Annotated in this window: 21 protein-coding genes; 13 read left to right on the forward strand and 8 right to left on the reverse strand. The window is 64.7% G+C overall.

Annotated elements, in window-relative coordinates; genetic code table 11:
- Positions 1-5 precede the first annotated feature (5 nt).
- The 4 genes from dprA to A9K66_RS03805 are packed head-to-tail and all read right to left on the reverse strand — an operon-like array spanning position 6 to position 4,015.
- A complete protein-coding gene (gene dprA, locus A9K66_RS03790) occupies positions 6-1,133 on the reverse strand; it encodes a DNA-processing protein DprA (RefSeq protein WP_067319811.1) in 1,128 nt (375 codons plus the stop codon).
- A complete protein-coding gene (gene plsY, locus A9K66_RS03795) occupies positions 1,130-1,711 on the reverse strand; it encodes a glycerol-3-phosphate 1-O-acyltransferase PlsY (protein WP_067319814.1) in 582 nt (193 codons plus the stop codon). Before plsY ends, dprA begins: the two co-directional genes overlap by 4 nt.
- A gap of 55 nt (positions 1,712-1,766) precedes the next feature.
- Positions 1,767-3,053: a dihydroorotase gene (locus tag A9K66_RS03800; RefSeq protein WP_067319817.1), complete on the reverse strand. Its 1,287-nt coding sequence runs from the start codon at positions 3,051-3,053 to the stop codon at positions 1,767-1,769.
- A complete protein-coding gene (locus tag A9K66_RS03805; RefSeq protein WP_067319820.1) occupies positions 3,050-4,015 on the reverse strand; it encodes an aspartate carbamoyltransferase catalytic subunit in 966 nt (321 codons plus the stop codon). Before A9K66_RS03805 ends, A9K66_RS03800 begins: the two co-directional genes overlap by 4 nt.
- Before the next feature lie 182 nt (positions 4,016-4,197).
- On the opposite strand from A9K66_RS03805, the gene A9K66_RS03810 reads away from it, so the two are divergent.
- The 3 genes from A9K66_RS03810 (at position 4,198) to A9K66_RS03820 (ending at position 6,880) form a co-directional block, all read left to right on the forward strand.
- Positions 4,198-5,826: a DNA alkylation response protein gene (locus A9K66_RS03810; RefSeq protein WP_067319823.1), complete on the forward strand. Its 1,629-nt coding sequence runs from the start codon at positions 4,198-4,200 to the stop codon at positions 5,824-5,826.
- Positions 5,827-5,978: 152 nt separating this feature from the next.
- Positions 5,979-6,539 carry a hypothetical protein gene (locus A9K66_RS03815; RefSeq protein WP_067319827.1) on the forward strand — a complete coding sequence of 187 codons (561 nt, stop codon included), beginning with the start codon at positions 5,979-5,981 and terminating at the stop codon, positions 6,537-6,539.
- Positions 6,539-6,880, forward strand: a complete 342-nt coding sequence (locus A9K66_RS03820) for a DUF6105 family protein (protein ID WP_066992578.1) — start codon at positions 6,539-6,541, stop codon at positions 6,878-6,880. Before A9K66_RS03815 ends, A9K66_RS03820 begins: the two co-directional genes overlap by 1 nt.
- On the opposite strand, the gene ruvX is transcribed toward A9K66_RS03820, so the two are convergent.
- Complete coding sequence (gene ruvX, locus A9K66_RS03825) at positions 6,822-7,304, reverse strand: Holliday junction resolvase RuvX (protein ID WP_066992581.1); 483 nt, start codon at positions 7,302-7,304, stop codon at positions 6,822-6,824. The two genes, A9K66_RS03820 and ruvX, sit on opposite strands and share 59 nt — an antisense overlap.
- A gap of 107 nt (positions 7,305-7,411) precedes the next feature.
- Between ruvX and A9K66_RS03830 the strand changes: the two genes are divergently transcribed.
- The 5 genes from A9K66_RS03830 (at position 7,412) to A9K66_RS03850 (ending at position 11,455) form a co-directional block, all read left to right on the forward strand.
- A complete protein-coding gene (locus A9K66_RS03830) occupies positions 7,412-8,119 on the forward strand; it encodes a metal-dependent hydrolase (RefSeq protein ID WP_067319830.1) in 708 nt (235 codons plus the stop codon).
- Positions 8,120-8,256: 137 nt separating this feature from the next.
- A complete protein-coding gene (gene gatC / locus A9K66_RS03835; RefSeq protein ID WP_066992584.1) occupies positions 8,257-8,544 on the forward strand; it encodes an Asp-tRNA(Asn)/Glu-tRNA(Gln) amidotransferase subunit GatC in 288 nt (95 codons plus the stop codon).
- 7 nt (positions 8,545-8,551) lie between these two features.
- The gene (locus tag A9K66_RS03840; protein WP_067319833.1) at positions 8,552-9,010 is read left to right on the forward strand and encodes a GNAT family N-acetyltransferase; all 459 of its coding nucleotides are present in this window, start codon (positions 8,552-8,554) and stop codon (positions 9,008-9,010) included.
- Positions 9,010-10,575, forward strand: a complete 1,566-nt coding sequence (locus A9K66_RS03845) for an amidase family protein (protein ID WP_067319835.1) — start codon at positions 9,010-9,012, stop codon at positions 10,573-10,575. Before A9K66_RS03840 ends, A9K66_RS03845 begins: the two co-directional genes overlap by 1 nt.
- A gap of 82 nt (positions 10,576-10,657) precedes the next feature.
- Positions 10,658-11,455, forward strand: a complete 798-nt coding sequence (locus A9K66_RS03850) for a YdcF family protein (protein ID WP_067319838.1) — start codon at positions 10,658-10,660, stop codon at positions 11,453-11,455.
- Here A9K66_RS03850 and A9K66_RS03855 read toward each other — a convergent pair.
- Entirely contained in the window at positions 11,428-12,147 is a 720-nt protein-coding gene (locus tag A9K66_RS03855; RefSeq protein ID WP_067319841.1) for a DUF599 domain-containing protein, read from the reverse strand. The genes A9K66_RS03850 and A9K66_RS03855 overlap by 28 nt on opposite strands.
- Positions 12,148-12,315: 168 nt before the next feature.
- Between A9K66_RS03855 and A9K66_RS03860 the strand changes: the two genes are divergently transcribed.
- The 3 genes from A9K66_RS03860 (at position 12,316) to A9K66_RS03870 (ending at position 15,118) form a co-directional block, all read left to right on the forward strand.
- Positions 12,316-13,719 carry an L-serine ammonia-lyase gene (locus A9K66_RS03860; protein ID WP_067319845.1) on the forward strand — a complete coding sequence of 468 codons (1,404 nt, stop codon included), beginning with the start codon at positions 12,316-12,318 and terminating at the stop codon, positions 13,717-13,719.
- A gap of 139 nt (positions 13,720-13,858) precedes the next feature.
- Positions 13,859-14,296, forward strand: a complete 438-nt coding sequence (locus A9K66_RS03865; RefSeq protein ID WP_067319848.1) for a DUF1489 family protein — start codon at positions 13,859-13,861, stop codon at positions 14,294-14,296.
- Between the two features lie 123 nt (positions 14,297-14,419).
- Positions 14,420-15,118 (forward strand): molecular chaperone DnaJ, encoded by a 699-nt coding sequence (locus A9K66_RS03870; protein WP_067319851.1) that lies wholly within the window; start codon positions 14,420-14,422, stop codon positions 15,116-15,118.
- 41 nt (positions 15,119-15,159) lie between these two features.
- Here A9K66_RS03870 and A9K66_RS03875 read toward each other — a convergent pair whose 3' ends face one another.
- A complete protein-coding gene (locus A9K66_RS03875) occupies positions 15,160-16,614 on the reverse strand; it encodes a D-alanyl-D-alanine carboxypeptidase (RefSeq protein WP_067319855.1) in 1,455 nt (484 codons plus the stop codon).
- Positions 16,615-16,903: 289 nt separating this feature from the next.
- On the opposite strand from A9K66_RS03875, the gene A9K66_RS03880 reads away from it, so the two are divergent.
- A complete protein-coding gene (locus A9K66_RS03880) occupies positions 16,904-17,233 on the forward strand; it encodes a phasin family protein (RefSeq protein WP_067320145.1) in 330 nt (109 codons plus the stop codon).
- Positions 17,234-17,243: 10 nt separating this feature from the next.
- Here A9K66_RS03880 and A9K66_RS30020 read toward each other — a convergent pair whose 3' ends face one another.
- Positions 17,244-17,420 carry a hypothetical protein gene (locus A9K66_RS30020; RefSeq protein ID WP_156751000.1) on the reverse strand — a complete coding sequence of 59 codons (177 nt, stop codon included), beginning with the start codon at positions 17,418-17,420 and terminating at the stop codon, positions 17,244-17,246.
- A gap of 89 nt (positions 17,421-17,509) precedes the next feature.
- Between A9K66_RS30020 and clpS the strand changes: the two genes are divergently transcribed.
- Positions 17,510-17,836 (forward strand): ATP-dependent Clp protease adapter ClpS, encoded by a 327-nt coding sequence (clpS, locus tag A9K66_RS03885; RefSeq protein ID WP_041000825.1) that lies wholly within the window; start codon positions 17,510-17,512, stop codon positions 17,834-17,836.
- Positions 17,837-17,840: the final 4 nt, after the last annotated feature.

Genomic DNA, 17,840 nt, shown 5'->3' on the forward strand with positions numbered 1-17,840 from the left:
CGGGTTCACGCCACCAACGACACATTCCCGCCGGCATGGCGCTCGAGGCGTCCGGCGAGGTCGAGCTCCAAGAGCACCATGGCGATCTGCGCGGCGCTCAGGCCTGTGTGGCGGATGATCTCGTCGACCGCGATCGGCGTCGGGCCGAGCGCTTCCAGCACGTCGGCGCGTTCGTCTTCGCCGGGCGGCGGCATTGCCGACAAGTCGGGCGCCTCGGCGAGCGGCATGGTCCTTGGCGGGCGAGTGCCAGCCAGCGGTGCCAGCGCGCCCAGAATGTCGGCCGCTTCGGTGACGAGCGTGGCGCCGTCCTTGAGCAGCGCATTGCTGCCGGCGGCACGCGGGTCGAGCGGCGAGCCCGGAACCGCGAAGACCAGTCGGCCCATCTCGCCGGCCAGCCTGGCGCTGATCAGCGAACCCGAGCGCTGTGCGGCTTCGACCACGACGAGCCCGAGCGCAATGCCGGCGACGAGGCGGTTGCGGCGCGGGAAATCCTGCGCTCGCGGCTGCCAGCCGAAGGGCATTTCCGAAACGATGGCGCCGCCGCGCTCGGCGATGTCGTCGCACAGACCGGCATTTTCCGGCGGGTAGGGCACATCGAGGCCGCCGGCCAGCACTCCGACCGTGCCGGTCGAAAGGCTCCCCTGATGCGCCGCGGTGTCGATGCCGCGTGCGAGGCCGGAGACGATGGCGTAGCCCTCGCGACCGAGGTCGCTCGCCAGCATGCGCGCCATCTTGATGCCGGCGAGCGAGGCGTTGCGGGCGCCGACGATCGCCGCCGCAGGGAGACGGAACACCGCGCCTTCACCCTTCACCGCCAACAGCGGCGGCGGGTTGTCCAGGGTCTTCAGCAAAGCGGGATAGTCTGCTTCGCCGATGCCGACGAAGCGGGCGCCGGCGCGCCGGGCCGCTTCCAACTCCGCCTCGGCTTCGCCGGCGGAGGGAATGCGAGCGATGCGGTTGGCGCCGCCCGAGATCATCAGCTCGGGCAGCATTTCGAGCGCGGCTTCGGCCGAGCCGAAGCGATTGATCAGTTCGCGAAAAGAGGCAGGGCCGACGTTCGGCGTGCGGATCAGGCGAAGCCAGGCAAGCCGTTGCCGCTCGCTAAGGCGCGGGCCGGCGACCGGAGCACTCACCCCTTCGCCCCGATCTTGCCCTCGGTGCCGGCGAGCAGCCGCGAGATGTTGGCGCGGTGCTTGACGAAGACGATCAGGCTCATCAGCGCGAACAGGCCGGCGATCTGAGGCGTGCTGATGAAGTAAAGCGCGATCGGCACGACCACCGTCGCCGCGAGCGCCGCGAGCGAGGAGTAGCGGAACAGGAAGGCCATGGCGAGCCAGACAACGGCGAAGACAACCATGCCCTGCCAGGCAAGCCCGAGCAGCACGCCGAGGTAGGTGGCGACGCCCTTGCCGCCCTTGAATCCTAGCCAGACCGGAAAGAGATGGCCGAGGAAAGCGCCGAAGCCGGCGAGCAGTCCGAAGTCCGGCGAGAAATGTCCGGCGATCAGCACTGCCGCGGTGCCCTTCAGCGCATCGAGCAGCAGCGTCGCAGCGGCGAGCCCCTTGTTGCCGGTGCGCAGCACATTGGTCGCGCCGATGTTGCCTGAACCGATCTGGCGGACATCGCCGAGACCGGCCGCGCGGGTAATCAAAAGCCCGAACGGGATCGAGCCGAGCAGGTATCCGAAGATCAGTGCGAGCCCGTAACCCATTGTCCCCCACCTATTTCAGCCGATCCAGCTGCTTCCGGCTTTGGTCGATTGATGTTCAGGCCGAAAACACTGTGCGGCCCGCTACCATGGTTTGCAAGACTTTGCCCTGAAGGCGCGCGCCTTCGAAACAGGTGTTCTTCGACCGCGAGTGCAGGCCGCTCTCGCTGACGATCCAGGGCTCGTCAAGATCGACCAGCGCAAGATCGGCCGCGGCACCCGGCTTCAGCGTGCCGCCGGGCAGGCCGAACAGTCTTGCCGGCGCGGTGGACAGGGTCTCAACCAGCCTGAGCAGCGGCACATCGCCATTGTGGTAGAGCCGAAGTGCTGCGCCAAGCAGCGTCTCGAGCCCGATCGCCCCGGCGGCGGCATCCGCGAAAGGCAGTCGCTTGGTATCGACATCCTGCGGGTCGTGCGAGGAGACGATGAGATCGATCGTGCCGTCCTTGATCGCCTCGACCATCGCCATCCGGTCGTCCTCGGCGCGCAAGGGCGGGGTGAGCCGGAAAAAGGTGCGGTATTCGCCGACATCGTTCTCATTGAGCGACAGATTGTGGATGGCGACGCCCGCCGTGACATTGGCGCCGTCGGCCTTTGCCCGGCTCACAGCGCCAACCGCCATCGCAGTCGAGATCTTGGCGGCGTGATAGGCGCCGCCGGTCAGCCGCGCCAGCGCCAGGTCCCGCTCCAGCGGGATGAGCTCGGCCTCGCGCGGGATGCCGGAAAGGCCGAGCCAGCTCGCATAAAGGCCCTCGTTCATCACGCCGGCCGAGGCAAGGTCGGCATCCTGGGTTTCATGCGCGATCACGCTACCGAAATCGCGGGCATAAGTCAGCGCGCGGCGCATGACCAAGGCGTTGGCGATCGTGTGTCGACCATCGGTGAAGGCCACGGCGCCGGCTTCGCGCAGCAGGCCGAACTCGGTCATCTCGCGGCCGTCGAGACCCTTGGTGATTGCCGCCGCTGGGAAGATGTTGACGCTTGCGGTGTCCCTTGCCGTGCGCAGCACGAATTCGACCAGCGCCACATTGTCGATCACCGGATTGGTGTCAGGCATCATGACGATGGAGGTGACGCCGCCGGCTGCCGCAGCGACGCTTGCCGAGGCGATGGTCTCGCGGTGCTCACCGCCGGGTTCGCCGATGAAGACGCGGGCATCGATGAGACCCGGAATAATCGTCTTGCCGGCGCAGTCGATGACGACAGCGCCTTCAGGGGCGCCCTGGTTCAGCGCCGCCTTGCCGGCAGCGACGATGCGGCGGCCGTCGACGATGACGGCGCCGATCTCGTCGACACCGCGCGAGGGGTCGACGATGCGGGCCTTGTCGAAGACCGTCACGCTCATGCGCCGCGTCCCTCCTGGTTGCGGCGCGGGTCTAACAGCGCTTGCATAACCGCCATGCGCACGGCTACGCCCATCTCTACTTGTTCCTGGATGACGCTCTGCGGCCCGTCGGCGATCTCCGAGGCGATCTCAACGCCGCGGTTCATCGGCCCGGGATGCATGACCAGCGCGTCCTCCTTGGCCGCTTTCAGCTTCTCGGCGTCGAGGCCGAAATAGCGGAAATATTCGCGGATCGACGGCACGAAAGCGCCTTCCATGCGCTCGCGCTGCAGGCGCAGCATCATCACGACGTCGGCGTCCTTCAGTCCTTCCGCCATCGAGCGCGAAACGATCACGCCCATCCTGTCGATGCCCGCGGGCAGCAACGTCGAGGGTGCGACCACCCGCACCTGCGCGCCGAGCGCGTTCAAGAGCATGATGTTCGAGCGCGCGACGCGCGAATGCAGAATGTCGCCGCAGATCGCCACGATCAGCTTCGACAGCGGGCCCTTGGCGCGGCGGACGGTCAGCGCGTCGAGCAGCGCCTGCGTCGGGTGCTCATGCGCGCCGTCGCCGGCGTTGACCACCGAGCAGCCGACCTTTTGCGCCAAAAGTGCTGCCGCGCCCGCCGACTGATGGCGGATGATCAGGATATCCGGACGCATGGCGTTGAGCGTCATGGCGGTGTCGATCAGCGTCTCGCCCTTCTTCACCGAAGAGCTCGCCACCGACATGTTCATGACGTCGGCCCCGAGCCGTTTTCCGGCGAGCTCGAAGGACGATTGCGTGCGGGTCGAGGCCTCGTAGAAGAGGTTGATCTGTGTCCGGCCGCGCAGCGTCGAAGTCTTCTTTTCAGATTGCCGCGAGATCGAGACGGCCCGGTCGGCGCGATCGAGCAGCAGCTCGATATCAGCGGGGGAAAGATCGCGGATGCCTAGAAGATGGCGGTGAGGGAACAGCGGCAGGGACGAAGCGTCGGTCATCTCAAGGCGCTGCTATAGGGTGCGGTCCGGCCAGCCGCAAGCGCCAGCTTTGGATTGCGCGCGTTCTCCCCGGTATTTTCGTCGCGCGCCTTGCATTGCTTGGCTATAAGGCCCGATGGCTTCGGATTCGCGACCGCGGCCTTGAGATGGTAAGGACCTCTCTGCCAACTGAAGGATTGGGCGTGACCGACGAGGTGATCAACCAGCCGCCGCCACTGACGGGCGGCAACGCATGGCGGGGCGATCCGTTGCTCATCCAGCTTGCCGAGCGTTTTTCCGATTCCGTCCGCAAGGATCTGGACGGGCTCGGCAGGTTCGTCATGACGCAGGAAGCACAGGAACTTGCCCGGCTCGCCAACACCGACACACCGAAGCTCAGGACGCATGACCGCCAGGGCCGACGCGTCGATCTGGTCGAGTTTCATCCCGCTTATCACGCGCTCATGCGACGCTCGGTTGCCGGCGGCCTGCATTCCTCGGTTTGGGAAAACGGCGATGCCGAGATCGGCCGCCGGCATCAGGTGAGGGCGGCGCGCTTCTACCTGACCGCGGAGCTCGAGACCGGACATCTTTGCCCCATCACCATGACCAGCGCTTCGCTGGCGGCGCTGATGGCGAGCCCAAAGCTGTTCCGCGAATGGGCGCCGCGCGTGACAACGCGCAAATACGACCAGAGCCAGAAGCCGCCGGTGCAAAAGACCGGGCTTACCCTCGGCATGGGTATGACCGAGAAACAGGGCGGCACCGACGTGCGCGCCAATGTCACAAAGGCCGAGCGCGCGGGAAACGGCTTCTATCGGCTGACCGGGCATAAATGGTTCATGTCGGCGCCGATGTCCGACGCCTTTCTCGTGCTCGGCCAGGTGCCGGAAGGGCTTTCATGCTTCCTGGTTCCGCGCATTCTGGGCGACGGCTCGGGCAATGGCTTCCGTTTCCAGCGCCTGAAGGACAAGCTCGGCAACCGCTCCAACGCCTCGTCGGAGGTCGAGTTCGCCAATGCCATCGGCGAGATGGTCGGCGAGCCGGGCGCCGGGATCAAGACGATCATGGACATGGTCACGCTGACCAGGCTCGACTGCGCCGTCGCTTCGTCAGCGCTCATGCGCGCCGGGCTGGCCGAAGCCGTCCACCACGTGCGCCATCGCCAGGTGTTCGGCATCAGTCTGGTCGATCAACCGCTGATGCAGCGGGTCCTTGCCGACATGGCGCTCGACGTTGCCGCCGCGACGGCGCTGTCGTTCCGGCTGGCGCGTTCCTTCGACGAGGCGGCGAGCGATCGCGGCGAGGCGGCCTTTGCCCGCGCCATGACGCCGGTGGTCAAATACTGGGTATGCAAGATCGCACCGGCCTTGCTTTACGAGGCGATGGAGTGCCTCGGCGGCAACGGCTATGTCGAGGAAGCGCCGCTTGCTCGCTATTACCGTGAGGCTCCGGTCAACGCGATCTGGGAAGGCTCCGGCAACGTCATGGCGCTCGACGTGCTGCGTGTGCTTGGCCGCGCGCCAGGCCTGTTCGAGGAGGTGCTGGCCGGCATCGACCGCGACCTCGGCGCCGGCGGGCGGGGTACCATCGGCGTGCTCAACGCGGCCATGCAGGTGGCTTCGACCGACCAAGGCTCGGCGCGCCTGCTGACCGAACAGCTGGCACTTTCGGCGGCGGCGGCGGAGCTGCGCCGGCTGGGGGCAGGGCGGATCGCCGACGCCTTCGTCGAAACAAGACTCGGCGGCCAATGGCGCACCACCTACGGCATGCTCGATTCGCGCCATGACGCGCGCATGATCATCGACACGCTCTACCCGCCGCTGAGCTGAGCAGCCTGAAAGGCGTTCGATCGCCGGCCTGTGGATTGCCGTTAACCTTAACGAATGGTTTCCGTTGCGGGGAGGCTTCGCGGAGCCCACTCTGTCCACCGGAGTAGGGAAATGTTAACCATGACGATCCCGTGCTCCCAGGCAGGAAGCGCATGCGGCACGTTTTGACATCATTTCTGGCCTTGCATTGGGCGGTCGTCTTCGCCCTGCTGGCCTACATCTGCATGGATGGCAATCGCGGCATCGCGTCGGCGCTCGGCGTGCTTGGCGTCTCGCTGCAAAGCAGCCGTTTCCCGGATCTCGATCATGCTCTCGTCGTGGCGCTGCTCGCGGTCGCTCTGCTGATCGTCGCGCTGCTGTTCTGCTGGGCCTTCGTCGAGACGCTGCTCAACATCGCGACAAGGCCGGATGCGGGCGATACGGTGGTGCGGATAGCCTTCATCTGCGCCTCCTTCCTGCTTTCGGTGATTCTCGTCGGCGGCGCCGCGCAAGGCATCAACGGGTTGTTCATGGTCGTCGCCATCCAGATGACGGCGCTGCTCGCCTCTTATGTCGCGGTGCTCGCCGAGCGACGCTCGGCTCTCGCCGCGGTGACCTTGCATGAAAGCGAAGCCAGCCTGGTTTCCCATCGCATGGCGGCGGGCGTCGCGCACAGCTCGCTCCTGTCCCGCATCTCCAGCCGACCGGAAACCAGACCCGGAGGTCGCCGCTGATGCGCGCCTTGTTCGCATTCTGGGCGGCCCCGCTGGTCCTGTTCTGGGGCTGGTTCTTCCTGTCTCTCAACGACATCAATTTCGGCTACGTGATGCTCAGCCGCCAATTGCACGACCTGGTCTTCCAGCTTTACGGCCAGATGCTCGGCGTCGATCCGGGAATCATCCCCGGTATGGTGGCGCGGGCCTGTGTGTTCGACAGTTTCCTGCTGCTCGGGCTGGTGGCATTCCGCCGCCGGCGCCAAATCGCCGAATGGATCAGGCGGCGCCGGGAAGGCCCTGTCAGCCCTGATCAGCTCGGCCGAGCGACTGGAGTCGGTCCAACGCTCCCTGCAGAATAAAGGCCGCCGCCGCCGAATCGATCTTGCCGGCGCGCTTTTTGCGCGAGAAATCCATCTCGATCAGCGTCCGTTCCGCCGCGACCGTCGACAGCCGCTCGTCCCATAGCACGAAGGGCAGGTCGGACAAGGCGGCCATGTTGCGCGCGAAGGCGCGGGACTTCTGGGCGCGCGGACCTTCCGATCCGTCCATGTTGACGGGAAGGCCGAGCACGATCGCGCCGACATTGTCCTTCTCGAGCTGAGCCAGCAACTGGGCGGCATCGAGCGAAAACTTCTTGCGCAGGATGACCGGGCGCGGATGGGCAAAGGACAGGCTTCGGTCCGACACCGCCACGCCGATCGTCTTGTCGCCCAGATCAAGCCCGGCGAGCGTGCGGCCGCCCGCGAGAAGTGCCGGCAATTCCTCGATGCTTATGATGCCCAACCGCTCGTCCTGGTTAGTCGCCGCGCGGCTTTTTGATCGGCCGCGGGACTTTCAATTTGCTTTCGGCGTTCTATCCTCTGGCAACGAGAAAATCGAGGAATCCCTTCATGAAACTGACCTGGTATGGACATTCGGCATTCCGCATCGAGACCAACGACGCCAAGATCCTCATCGACCCGTATCTGGTCGGCAATCCGTCATGGACGGGCGGCTGGGAAAATCCAGCCGAAGGGGTGACGCATGTTCTTCTGACCCATGGCCACAGCGATCATATCAGCGGAGCCGCCGAGGTGCTGAAGAAGAGCGGCGCCATGCTTGTCGCCAATTTCGAGATCTGCATGTATCTCGTCGGCCAGGGGGTCAGCGATAAGAAGATAAATCCCGGCAATATAGGCGGTACCGTCGATTGCGGTCCCTTCACCACCACTTTCGTCCAGGCTTTGCACTCCTCTTCGTTCGGCGGACAAGACGGTACCAACACCTATCTCGGCAATCCGGGCGGGCTCGTGCTGCATTTCCCGGAGGACAAGACGCTCTACCACATGGGCGACACCGACATTTTTTCCGATATGGGGCTGATCAACGAATTGCATGAACCGAAGATCGGCATCGTGCCGATCGGCGATCGCTTCACCATGGGCGGCGCGGTGGCTGCCCTAGCCTGCCGCCGCTTTTTCCGCTTCGATACGGTCGTTCCCTGCCATTTCGGCACCTTCCCGATGATCGACCAGACCGCCGACAAATTCGTCGCCGGCATGGAGGGATCCGGCGTCAAGGTGGCGCTGCCCGAGATCGGCAAGGCGATCACGATCTAGGCGTTCGCCCTATGTAGTAGGGTACACTACCTAGAGCGGCGCCCGAAGCACCGCATCCCGGTCGGCGGCATGATCTATGTTGCGCCGCAAGCGCGGCGCCGCTATAGCCCGCACTGGTTTTCCCGAGGCAAATAGACATGTCCGTTGATCTTCAGACCGTGAAGCGCGTCGCGCACCTTGCCCGCATTGCGGTGAGCGAGCAGGATGCCGAGCGCATGACAGGCGAGCTGAACGCCATCCTTGGCTTCGTCGAGCAGTTGAACGAGGTGGACGTCTCCGGCGTCGAACCGATGACTTCGGTCACGCCGATGGAGATGAAGAAGCGGCAGGATATGATCACCGACGGCAACAAGGCGGTCGACATCGTCGCCAACGCGCCGGCCACGGAAGAGAATTTCTTCCTCGTTCCCAAGGTTGTGGAGTAAGGGCAGGATGGCCGTCGAAATCGGCGTCGAGACGCCCTTGCAGGACGACGTGCGCGCGCTGGTCGCAGAACTCAACACCGCGCTGCTCGAACTGACGCCGCCGGAACATTGCTATCACCTCACCGTCGAGCAGATGGCTGGCCACGACACGACCGTGTTCGTCGCCCGCGACGCTGGCCTTGCGGTCGGCTGCGGCGCGCTGAAGCGTCATGCGGACGCGGTCGGCGAGGTCAAGCGCATGTACACGCGGCCCACGCATCGCGGCCAGAAGATCGGTGCCCAAATCGTTGCGCGGATCGAGGGTCTGGCGCGGCAGGAAGGCCTGAAGCGCCTGGTTCTGGAGACCGGCGATCGCCACCCTGCCGCCTGGGCCGTCTACGAACGCGCCGGGTTTTCGCGTTGCGGCCCGGTGCTGGATTATCCCGACTCGGAATGGTCGGTGTTTTACGAAAAGAGCCTTACCTGATGAGCGACCTCACACATCTCACCATTTCCGAGGCCCGCGCCAAGCTGCGCGGCAAGGAGATTTCGGCTGCCGAGATCACCGAAGCCTATCTCTCGGCGATCGAGCGCGCCAATCCGGTGCTCAATGCCTATGTCGCGGTGACCGGCGACAAGGCGCGCGAGATGGCCAAGGTTTCCGACGCGAAGCTCGGCAAGGGCGAGGGCGGGGCGCTCGAAGGAATTCCGCTCGGCATCAAGGATCTGTTCGCCACCGAAGGCGTCCACACCCAGGCCTGCAGCCATGTGCTCGACGGTTTCCAACCGCGCTACGAATCGACCGTCACATCCAATCTGTGGGCCGACGGCGCCGTTATGCTCGGCAAGCTCAACATGGACGAGTTCGCCATGGGCTCCTCCAACGAGACCTCCTATTACGGCCCGGTCATCAATCCTTGGCGGCGCTCGCGCCTCGACACGGTGGTGACGCCGACGACGCATCAGGGCGACGGCGGGTTTGTCTCGGCCGGCGGCGCGAAGACCGCGCGGACGTTGGATAACGCCCAGCTGGTGCCGGGCGGCTCCTCCGGCGGATCGGCTTCCGCGGTCGCCGCCTTCCTCTGCGCCGGCGCCACCGCGACCGATACCGGCGGCTCGATCCGCCAGCCGGCAGCCTTCACCGGCACCGTCGGCATCAAGCCGACCTATGGCCGCTGCTCGCGCTGGGGCGTGGTCGCTTTCGCGTCCTCGCTCGACCAGGCCGGTCCGATCGGGCGCGATGTGCGCGACGCCGCGATCCTGTTGAAGTCGATGGCCTCCTCCGACCCGAAGGACACGACGTCGGTCGACCGGCCGGTGCCGGACTACGAGGCGGTGATCGGCAAGCCGATCAAGGGCATGAAGGTCGGCATTCCGAAGGAGTACCGCGTCGACGGCATGCCCGAGGATATCGAGGCGCTCTGGCAGAAAGGAATTGCCTGGCTGAAGGATGCCGGGGCGGAGATCGTCGATATCTCGCTGCCGCACACCAAATACGCGCTGCCGGCCTACTACATCGTGGCGCCGGCCGAGGCCTCGTCCAACCTCGCCCGCTATGACGGCGTGCGCTACGGGTTGCGCGTGCCCGGCAAGGACATCGTCGACATGTATGAGAAGACGCGCGCCGCCGGCTTCGGCCGCGAGGTTAAGCGCCGCATCATGATCGGCACCTATGTGCTTTCCGCGGGTTACTACGACGCCTACTACCTGCAGGCGCAGAAAGTGCGCACGCTGATCAAGCGCGATTTCGAGACCGTCTTTGCTGCCGGTGTCGACGTCATCCTGACCCCGGCCACACCGTCGGCTGCCTTCGGCGTCGCCGACGAGGACATGAACGCCGATCCGGTGAAAATGTATCTCAACGACATCTTCACCGTGACGGTGAACATGGCCGGGTTGCCGGGGATATCGGTGCCCGCCGGCCTTGACCGCAAAGGCCTGCCGCTCGGCCTGCAGCTCATCGGCAGGCCGTTCGACGAGGAAACGCTGTTCCAGACCGCCCACGTCATCGAACAGGCCGCGGGCAGGTTCCAGCCGGACAAGTGGTGGTAGCGTTGTCCCTCATCTAGTCCGTTAGCGTTGTGGCGTCCTTTGCGCGTCCAAACGGACGCGCGGCGCCGTAATGGGGTGAGGGATGTTCTATTATCTTTCCAAGATCCTCTGGTTTCTCGTCCAGCCGCTCAATCTGGCGATCTTCCTGCTGCTCGCCGGTCTGCTGGCGGCGCTCTTCCGCCGCCCTCGGCTGGCCGGCACCGGCAGCGTGCTCGCCTTCCTGATCCTCGCGCTTTCGGCCTGGACCTCGCTTGGCGCAATGATGCTCAATCCGCTGGAGGAACGCTTTCCCAAGCCGCCGCTGCCGGACAAGGTCGACGGCATCGTCGTGCTCGGCGGCGGTTTCGAGGGCGCGATCAATCTGGCGCGCGGCGGCTATGAGCTGAACAGCGGCGGCGATCGCATGGTCGAGACGGCGATCCTCGCTAGGCGTTTTCCGCAAGCGAATGTGGTCGTCTCCGGCGGCAATGGCGAGCTTTTCCTGGACGGCGAGGGCGATGCCGACACCGCGCCGCGCCTGCTTGGCGCGCTGGGGGTCGCGCCCGATCGCCTGATTCTTGAGAACAAGTCCCGCAACACGTACGAAAATGTAGTCTTCACCCGCAGGCTGGTCGAGCCGAAACCGGGCGAGACATGGCTGCTGGTGACGTCTGCCTTCCATATGCCGCGCGCCAAGGCGCTGTTCGACAAGGCCGGTTTTCCAACCGTCCCTTGGCCGGTCGATTACCGGACCTCAGGCAAGGAAGGCATCGGTCTGTTCCGCGACAATCCGGCCGATTCGCTGCAGGCGACCACCATGGCGATCCGCGAATGGATCGGGCTCTCCGCCTATTGGCTGTCGGGCCGCATCGATCAACCTTTCCCGGCGCCGGGCGGCTGACCGAGCACTGCCTGGCGCGCGGCCGAGAAGAACTGGCGCCGCACAAGCACGGCAAGCAGCACCAGCGTCGACAGCACGAACACCGTCGGGCCGACGAACGAGCCGAGATAGCCGATCGAGAAGAAGACGGCGCGCAGGCCGGAATTGAAATGCTTGCCGGCAAGCACGTTCATGCGGGTGGCCCGCCACACCGCCGCCCCGCTGACCGGATTGCGCGAGGCCTCGCCATGCGGGACCGGCACGGCACCGATCAGGATCGAGCAGTAGTTGAACAGCCGGTAGGCCCAGCCGAATTTGAAGAAGGCGAAGGCGAGGATCAGCACCAGGCCGAACATCTTGGTCTGGAAGGCTTCGCGGGAGGATGCGGAGGCCAACGGCAGGTCAGCCATTATGGTTAGAACCCGGTCGGAAGCGCCGAGAAGGGCAAAGCAGCCGCCGAGCGCGATCAGAGAGCTCGAGGCAAAGAAGGCGGTGCCTTGCTGCAGCCCGGACATGATGGCGGTGTCGACTATGCGCACCTCGCGCTCGGCCATGTTGCGCATCCAGGCTTCGCGCTGAGCGTTCATGGCCATGGTCAGCGACACGCGGCTAACGAGCTTGCCGTCGGAGGCCAGCGTATGCAGCACCCAGACGACCAGGAAAAAGGCCAGAGCGGCCAGGTCTGTCGCCGAAAGATGAAGGGAATCGCCCATACGTTCTTTTACCACAGGCCGGGCGCTTCGACGGCGGAAGCAAGCGGTACATGTCGCTGCCGGAGCAAACAAGGTCGGCTGACGCCGCGCCGCGACATGCAAAACAGCGGAAACATCGCGAGAATTCCTATATGTAAGTTTTGAGCGGCCTCCAGGAGACAGCGGCGCGTGTTCCTTTCGGTTTTCGACCTGTTCAAGATCGGCATCGGTCCATCGAGCTCGCATACGATGGGGCCGATGACGGCTGCCCGCCGTTTCCTCGACGAGATCCTCGCCGACGACTGGCCGCGCCCGGCCGGCGTCAAGGTCGATCGGATCGGCGCCAGCCTGCACGGCTCGCTCGCTTATACCGGCATCGGCCATGGCTCGGACCGCGCCGTCATCCTCGGACTGGCCGGCGAGACGCCGCAGACGGTCGATCCGGATGAGGCGGATAGCATCGTTGCCCGCATCGGAACGGAGAAACGGATTTCACCGCCTGGGCATCCGGCCTACCGCTTCGACCCGGCCAAGGATCTGGTGCTCGACCGCAAGACGCCGCTGACCGGCCACGCCAACGGCATGGGCTTCTATGCCTACGATGCGTCCGACCGGCTGCTGCTCAAGCGCATCTATTATTCGATCGGCGGCGGCTTCGTCGTCTCCGAGGAAGAGTTGCAGCGCATGAAGGCCAAGGGCTCGGTGACGACGGAAGGCAAGAAGGTGCCTTATCCGTTCAAGAACGCCGTCGAGATGCTGGCGATGGCGGCCAAGAGCGGGCTTTCGATCGCCGAGATGAAGCGGTCCAACGAGGAAACGCATATGTCGCGCGAGGAGCTGGACGCCGGCCTCGACGCGATCTGGAGCGCCATGACAGGCTGCATCGACCGCGGGCTGTCGCAGGACGGCATCATGCCGGGCGGACTGAAGGTGCGGCGCCGCGCACGCCAATTGCATGACAAGCTGCAGGAACAGTGGCAGCAGAACCGGCCCAACCCCTTGCTCGCCAATGACTGGCTGTCGATCTATGCCATGGCGGTGAACGAGGAGAACGCCGCCGGCGGGCGCGTGGTGACTGCGCCGACCAACGGTGCCGCCGGCACGCTGCCGGCAGTGCTGCGCTACTGGCTGCATTTCCATCCCGAAGCTGACCAGCCGAGCATCCGCGACTTCTTGCTGACGGCCGCCGCCGTCGGCGGCATCATCAAGTCAAACGCTTCGATCTCGGGCGCCGAGGTCGGCTGCCAGGGCGAAGTGGGATCCGCTTCGGCAATGGCGGCGGCCGGGCTTTGCGCGGTCATGGGAGGCACTCCGGAGCAGGTCGAGAACGCCGCCGAAATCGCGCTCGAGCACCACCTCGGCATGACCTGCGATCCGGTCGGCGGCCTGGTGCAGGTGCCCTGCATCGAGCGCAATGCGCTGGGCGCGGTCAAGGCGGTGACAGCCGCCTCGCTCGCCATCAAGGGCGACGGGACGCATTTCGTGCCGCTGGATGCTGCGATCGAGACCATGCGCCAGACCGGTCTCGACATGAACGAGAAATACAAGGAAACCAGCCTCGGCGGACTCGCTGTCAACGTGGTCGAGTGCTGACCTTGCCCTTTCCACCGGCGGGCTTGGTTTGCCGAAGCGATCGAAACGGCCACGCTGGCCTCATGATTTGGCTGCAGTCGGCCTGTGCATAATCCCGCTTGGCGTTGAATGCCTTCGGCGCTGTCGCTAGATTGCGGGCATGTCTCTCAATCTCGTCAAACTCTGCGTCGGCTGCGACAGCGTCGAGGACCTGGAAGAGTGGATCGCCTTCCGTCTCGACGAGCGGTGCCGCGCTGGCGAGCCGGCCGAGCACTGGCACACCACGCGCATGGTGCCGACGCGCGGTGGGGAGATCACCGATGGCGGCTCGCTCTACTGGGTGATCAAGGGCAACGTCCAATGCCGGCAGCTGATTACGGAGATCCGGCCTTTCGTCGATGGCGAAGGCATCGGCCGCTGCCATCTCGTGCTTGATCCCGAAGTGGTGCGCACCGACTGGCAGCCGCGCCGCGCCTTCCAGGGCTGGCGTTATCTTAAGCCCTCCGATGCGCCGGCCGATCTCGGCAAGGGCAGGGCCGCATTGGCCGAGATGCCGCCGAAACTGCGCCTGGAGCTTGCGGAACTCGGCCTGCTGTAGGACTGCAGGTCCTCATCTTTCGCTTGCTGGCCCTTCGACCGGCTCGGTATGGGGCTTGCAAGCGCCGCCCCTGCGCCACATCTTGATTTTGATGCACAATCATTTGGATGGCGGTGCAAACTGATGGGCGTGATCATCGCATTGGCAGCCGTGCTCCTGATGCTTTTCGGCGCCGCGACAATCTTTGTGCGTGCCGACGCAGCGAGGATGGCGGACAGTCTCAGAACGCTTGGGCCCGCGCTGTTGGGCCTGATCGGCGCGACGATGCTCGTGGTCGGCCGCAGCAGCTTTGGCGGCCTGCTGATGATTGCGGGTGCAGGCTGGTATGCCTGGATGCGGGCGAGGCGACCGCCACCGAAGCTTGTCGCGGCCAAACGCTCAACCGTGCGCACCGCGGCTCTCGAAATGGAGCTCGACCACGACAGCGGCAAGCTCGAAGGCCTTGTTCTCGCCGGCCATTACGAGGGGAGAATGCTGAGCGCCATGGGGATCGAGGAGCTGCAGCAACTCCATGTCGAGCTGCGGCCGGACCCGGAGAGCCGCCAGCTGCTAGAGACGTATCTTGACGGCCGTTTTCCCGTCTGGCGCAAGGACGCGCAGCCGGACAGTGGCGAAGGGCTGGGTGTTGCGCCAGGTGCGGGCGCCATGACTAAGGAGGAGGCCTACAAGATCCTTGGTCTTGAAGCGGGGGCTGCCGCGGCGGATATCCGCAAGGCGCACCGCCGCCTGATGCAGCGCCTGAACGCCGATGTCGGCGGCACGTCTGTCCTGGCGGCGCGGATCAATGAAGCCAAGGACGTCTTGCTCTCCAATCACGACTAGTCTCCTTCGACGCGGAACTTCCCGGGAGGTTCAAAAGCCGCCTATTGCTGGACGGCGTAGCACTCGATCTTCTTTCGCTTCAGGGCGTCGCAAGCTTTCCAGGCTGCGTCCTTCGAGCCGAAACCGCCGAAGCGGGCGCGGTAGTAGGTGACGCCGCCCTTGTCGAACGCGACCGTGAAGCCCGATGCGTCGGCCAGCACCTTCGGCGCCTGCTTGGTCGTCTTGTCGAGAAGCGCCTGAGCCCCCGATTGCGTCGGCGAGGACGCGACCTGCACCACCCATCCCGACGGCAGCGAGGCCGTCTTGACCGGATCGATGGCCGGGGCGGCGGCTGCGGCCGGCTCGGCGTAAGCGGCAACCGCCTGCGACGTGGCTTCGGGCTGTGATGCGGTTTCGGTCTCTGAGGTGGTTTCTTGGGGCGCGGGTGCCGGAGCCATGGCGGCCACCGCAACCGTCTTCACCTTCCTGACCTGGATCACCGGCTTGGTTTCCTCAGCGACCGGCGCGCTGTCATCGGCTGACGCGACTTCGGTGTCGTCGACAGCCGGTTTTTCGTCCGGAGTCGGCGCGTCATGCTTGGGCAGGAGGACCTTGGCCAGAGCCTTGATCGGATTGCCGCCGCCCGCCTTGGCGATCAGGTTGCCGCCGCCGCGGGTCGAGGCGCGCGGCAGATAGGTGTTGATCAGTGAAGCCATCTGGTTGTCGCGGCTGCGGCCGGAAGCGCCGCCCATCACCACTGCGACGAGGCGGCGATCGCCATCGGCGACTGAGGAGACCAGGTTGTAGCCGGAGGCGCGCGTGTAGCCGGTTTTGATGCCGTCGACACCCTTGATGCGGCCGAGCAGGCGATTATGGCCGTTGATGCGCTGGCGGCCATAGAGGAACGAGCGCTGCGAGAAATAGCCGTAATATTGCGGGAAGTGCTCGCGGAGCGCGATGCCGAGCATCGCCATGTCGTGCGCCGTGGTGAACTGGCCCGGGTCGGGCAGGCCATTGGCGTTGCGGAAGACAGTGCCGTTCATGCCAAGCTGGCGTGCCTTGGCCGTCATCATGCGGGCAAAATTGTCTTCGCTGCCGCCGAGTAACTCGCCCAGCGCGGTCGCCGAGTCGTTCGCCGACTTCGTCACCATCGACAGGATCGCGGTCTCGACCGGCACCGACCCGCCGGCGCGCACGCCGAGCTTGGTCGGCGGCTCGGACGCGGCATGGGCCGAGAACGGCACCGGCGTGTTCTTGCCGATCCTGCCCTTCGCCAATGCCTCGAAGGTGAGGTAGAGCGTCATCATCTTGGTGAGCGAAGCCGGATAGCGCCGGCCGTTGGCGTCGGCCGAATAAAGCACCCTTCCGGTCTTGGCGTCGACGACAATCGCGGCAGACTTTGCCGCCATCGCGGAGGCGACATCGGCGGCGACAATCGTCACCGCGAGCGCGGCAATCATGATCGCCTTGAAGGAGAATGAAGATTTGGAGACGAAGCCCGACAACGCCTGACGCACCGTTACTTACCCTGAATTTTCGTTGCCCCGGAGGCGGCAGAGGGGTGCCTGCCTCACTTCCGGCCAAGCTATCGCGGTCAGCGTTACCAATCCGTTTATGGTAACCGCCGCGTTCACCATTTTCTGGCGATTTGAGCCTCTGTTTATTCGAACTTTAGCGGTCGCCTGTCGCGCGGAGCCCTTGCGGCCCAAGGCAATCTTGACTTTTGTGCAGCGCACAATATATTCCGGTGCATTGCACAAGGGCGCCCGGGGCTAAATGGGCGTTTCAACCAAGGGAAGGCATGAAATGACCCAGACCTATGAGGACTTCGCGAAATACGGCAAGGAGTTTGCCGACACCGGGCTGAAGAGCTTTGCCTCGCTCACCAAGGGTGCGCAGGCGATCGCGACCGAAGCCGGCGAATACACCAAGAAGAGCTTCGAGGCCGGCAGCGCCGCCTTCGAGAAGCTGTTCTCGGCCAAGTCGATCGAGAAGGCCATCGAGATCCAGACCGACTACGCCAAGCAGAGCTACGAGAGCTTCGTGGCCGAGGCCAGCAAGATCGGCAATCTCTATGCCGAGCTCGCCAAGGAAACCTACAAGCCGTTCGAATCGGTCGTCGCCAAGGCGAAGTAATTTCGTCCGATCACATCGGGCAGGCTAGCCGGCCCGCAAAAACAACCCGGTCGCGGAAGCGCGGCCGGGTTTTTTCATGCGCCGCCGCAACCACCCGCGCCTTGCCGCATTCACGATTGAGAAATTCGCTGAAGTTTGCGTACCTAGCCATATTGTCAGCTAAACAGAAGGGCTTAAAATCGGCCATCGAAGACCTACATGTTGAACTCGCATGAGGATTCGAAAAGGCAGGACTACGTGACGATCGGTTTGACTGCCACGGCAGGCGTGGTGCGAATGCAAGGTGACGGCGACCGCAACGATCCCGGTCGCGGCACGGCGGTCATCACGCGCACCAAAACCAAGACAAAAAAGCCCAGCCTCTACAGGGTCCTCATCCTTAACGACGACTACACTCCCATGGAGTTCGTGGTCCACGTCCTGGAGCGTTTTTTCCAGAAGGACCGCGAGGCCGCCACACGCATCATGCTGCATGTTCATAATCATGGAGTGGGCGAGTGCGGGGTCTACACATTCGAGGTGGCCGAGACCAAAGTGTCTCAGGTCATGGATTTCGCCCGACAGAATCAGCATCCGCTGCAATGCGTGATGGAGAAGAAGTGAGGTA

The organism is Mesorhizobium sp. AA23, assembly GCF_001672435.1.
Lineage (GTDB): Bacteria > Pseudomonadota > Alphaproteobacteria > Rhizobiales > Rhizobiaceae > Mesorhizobium.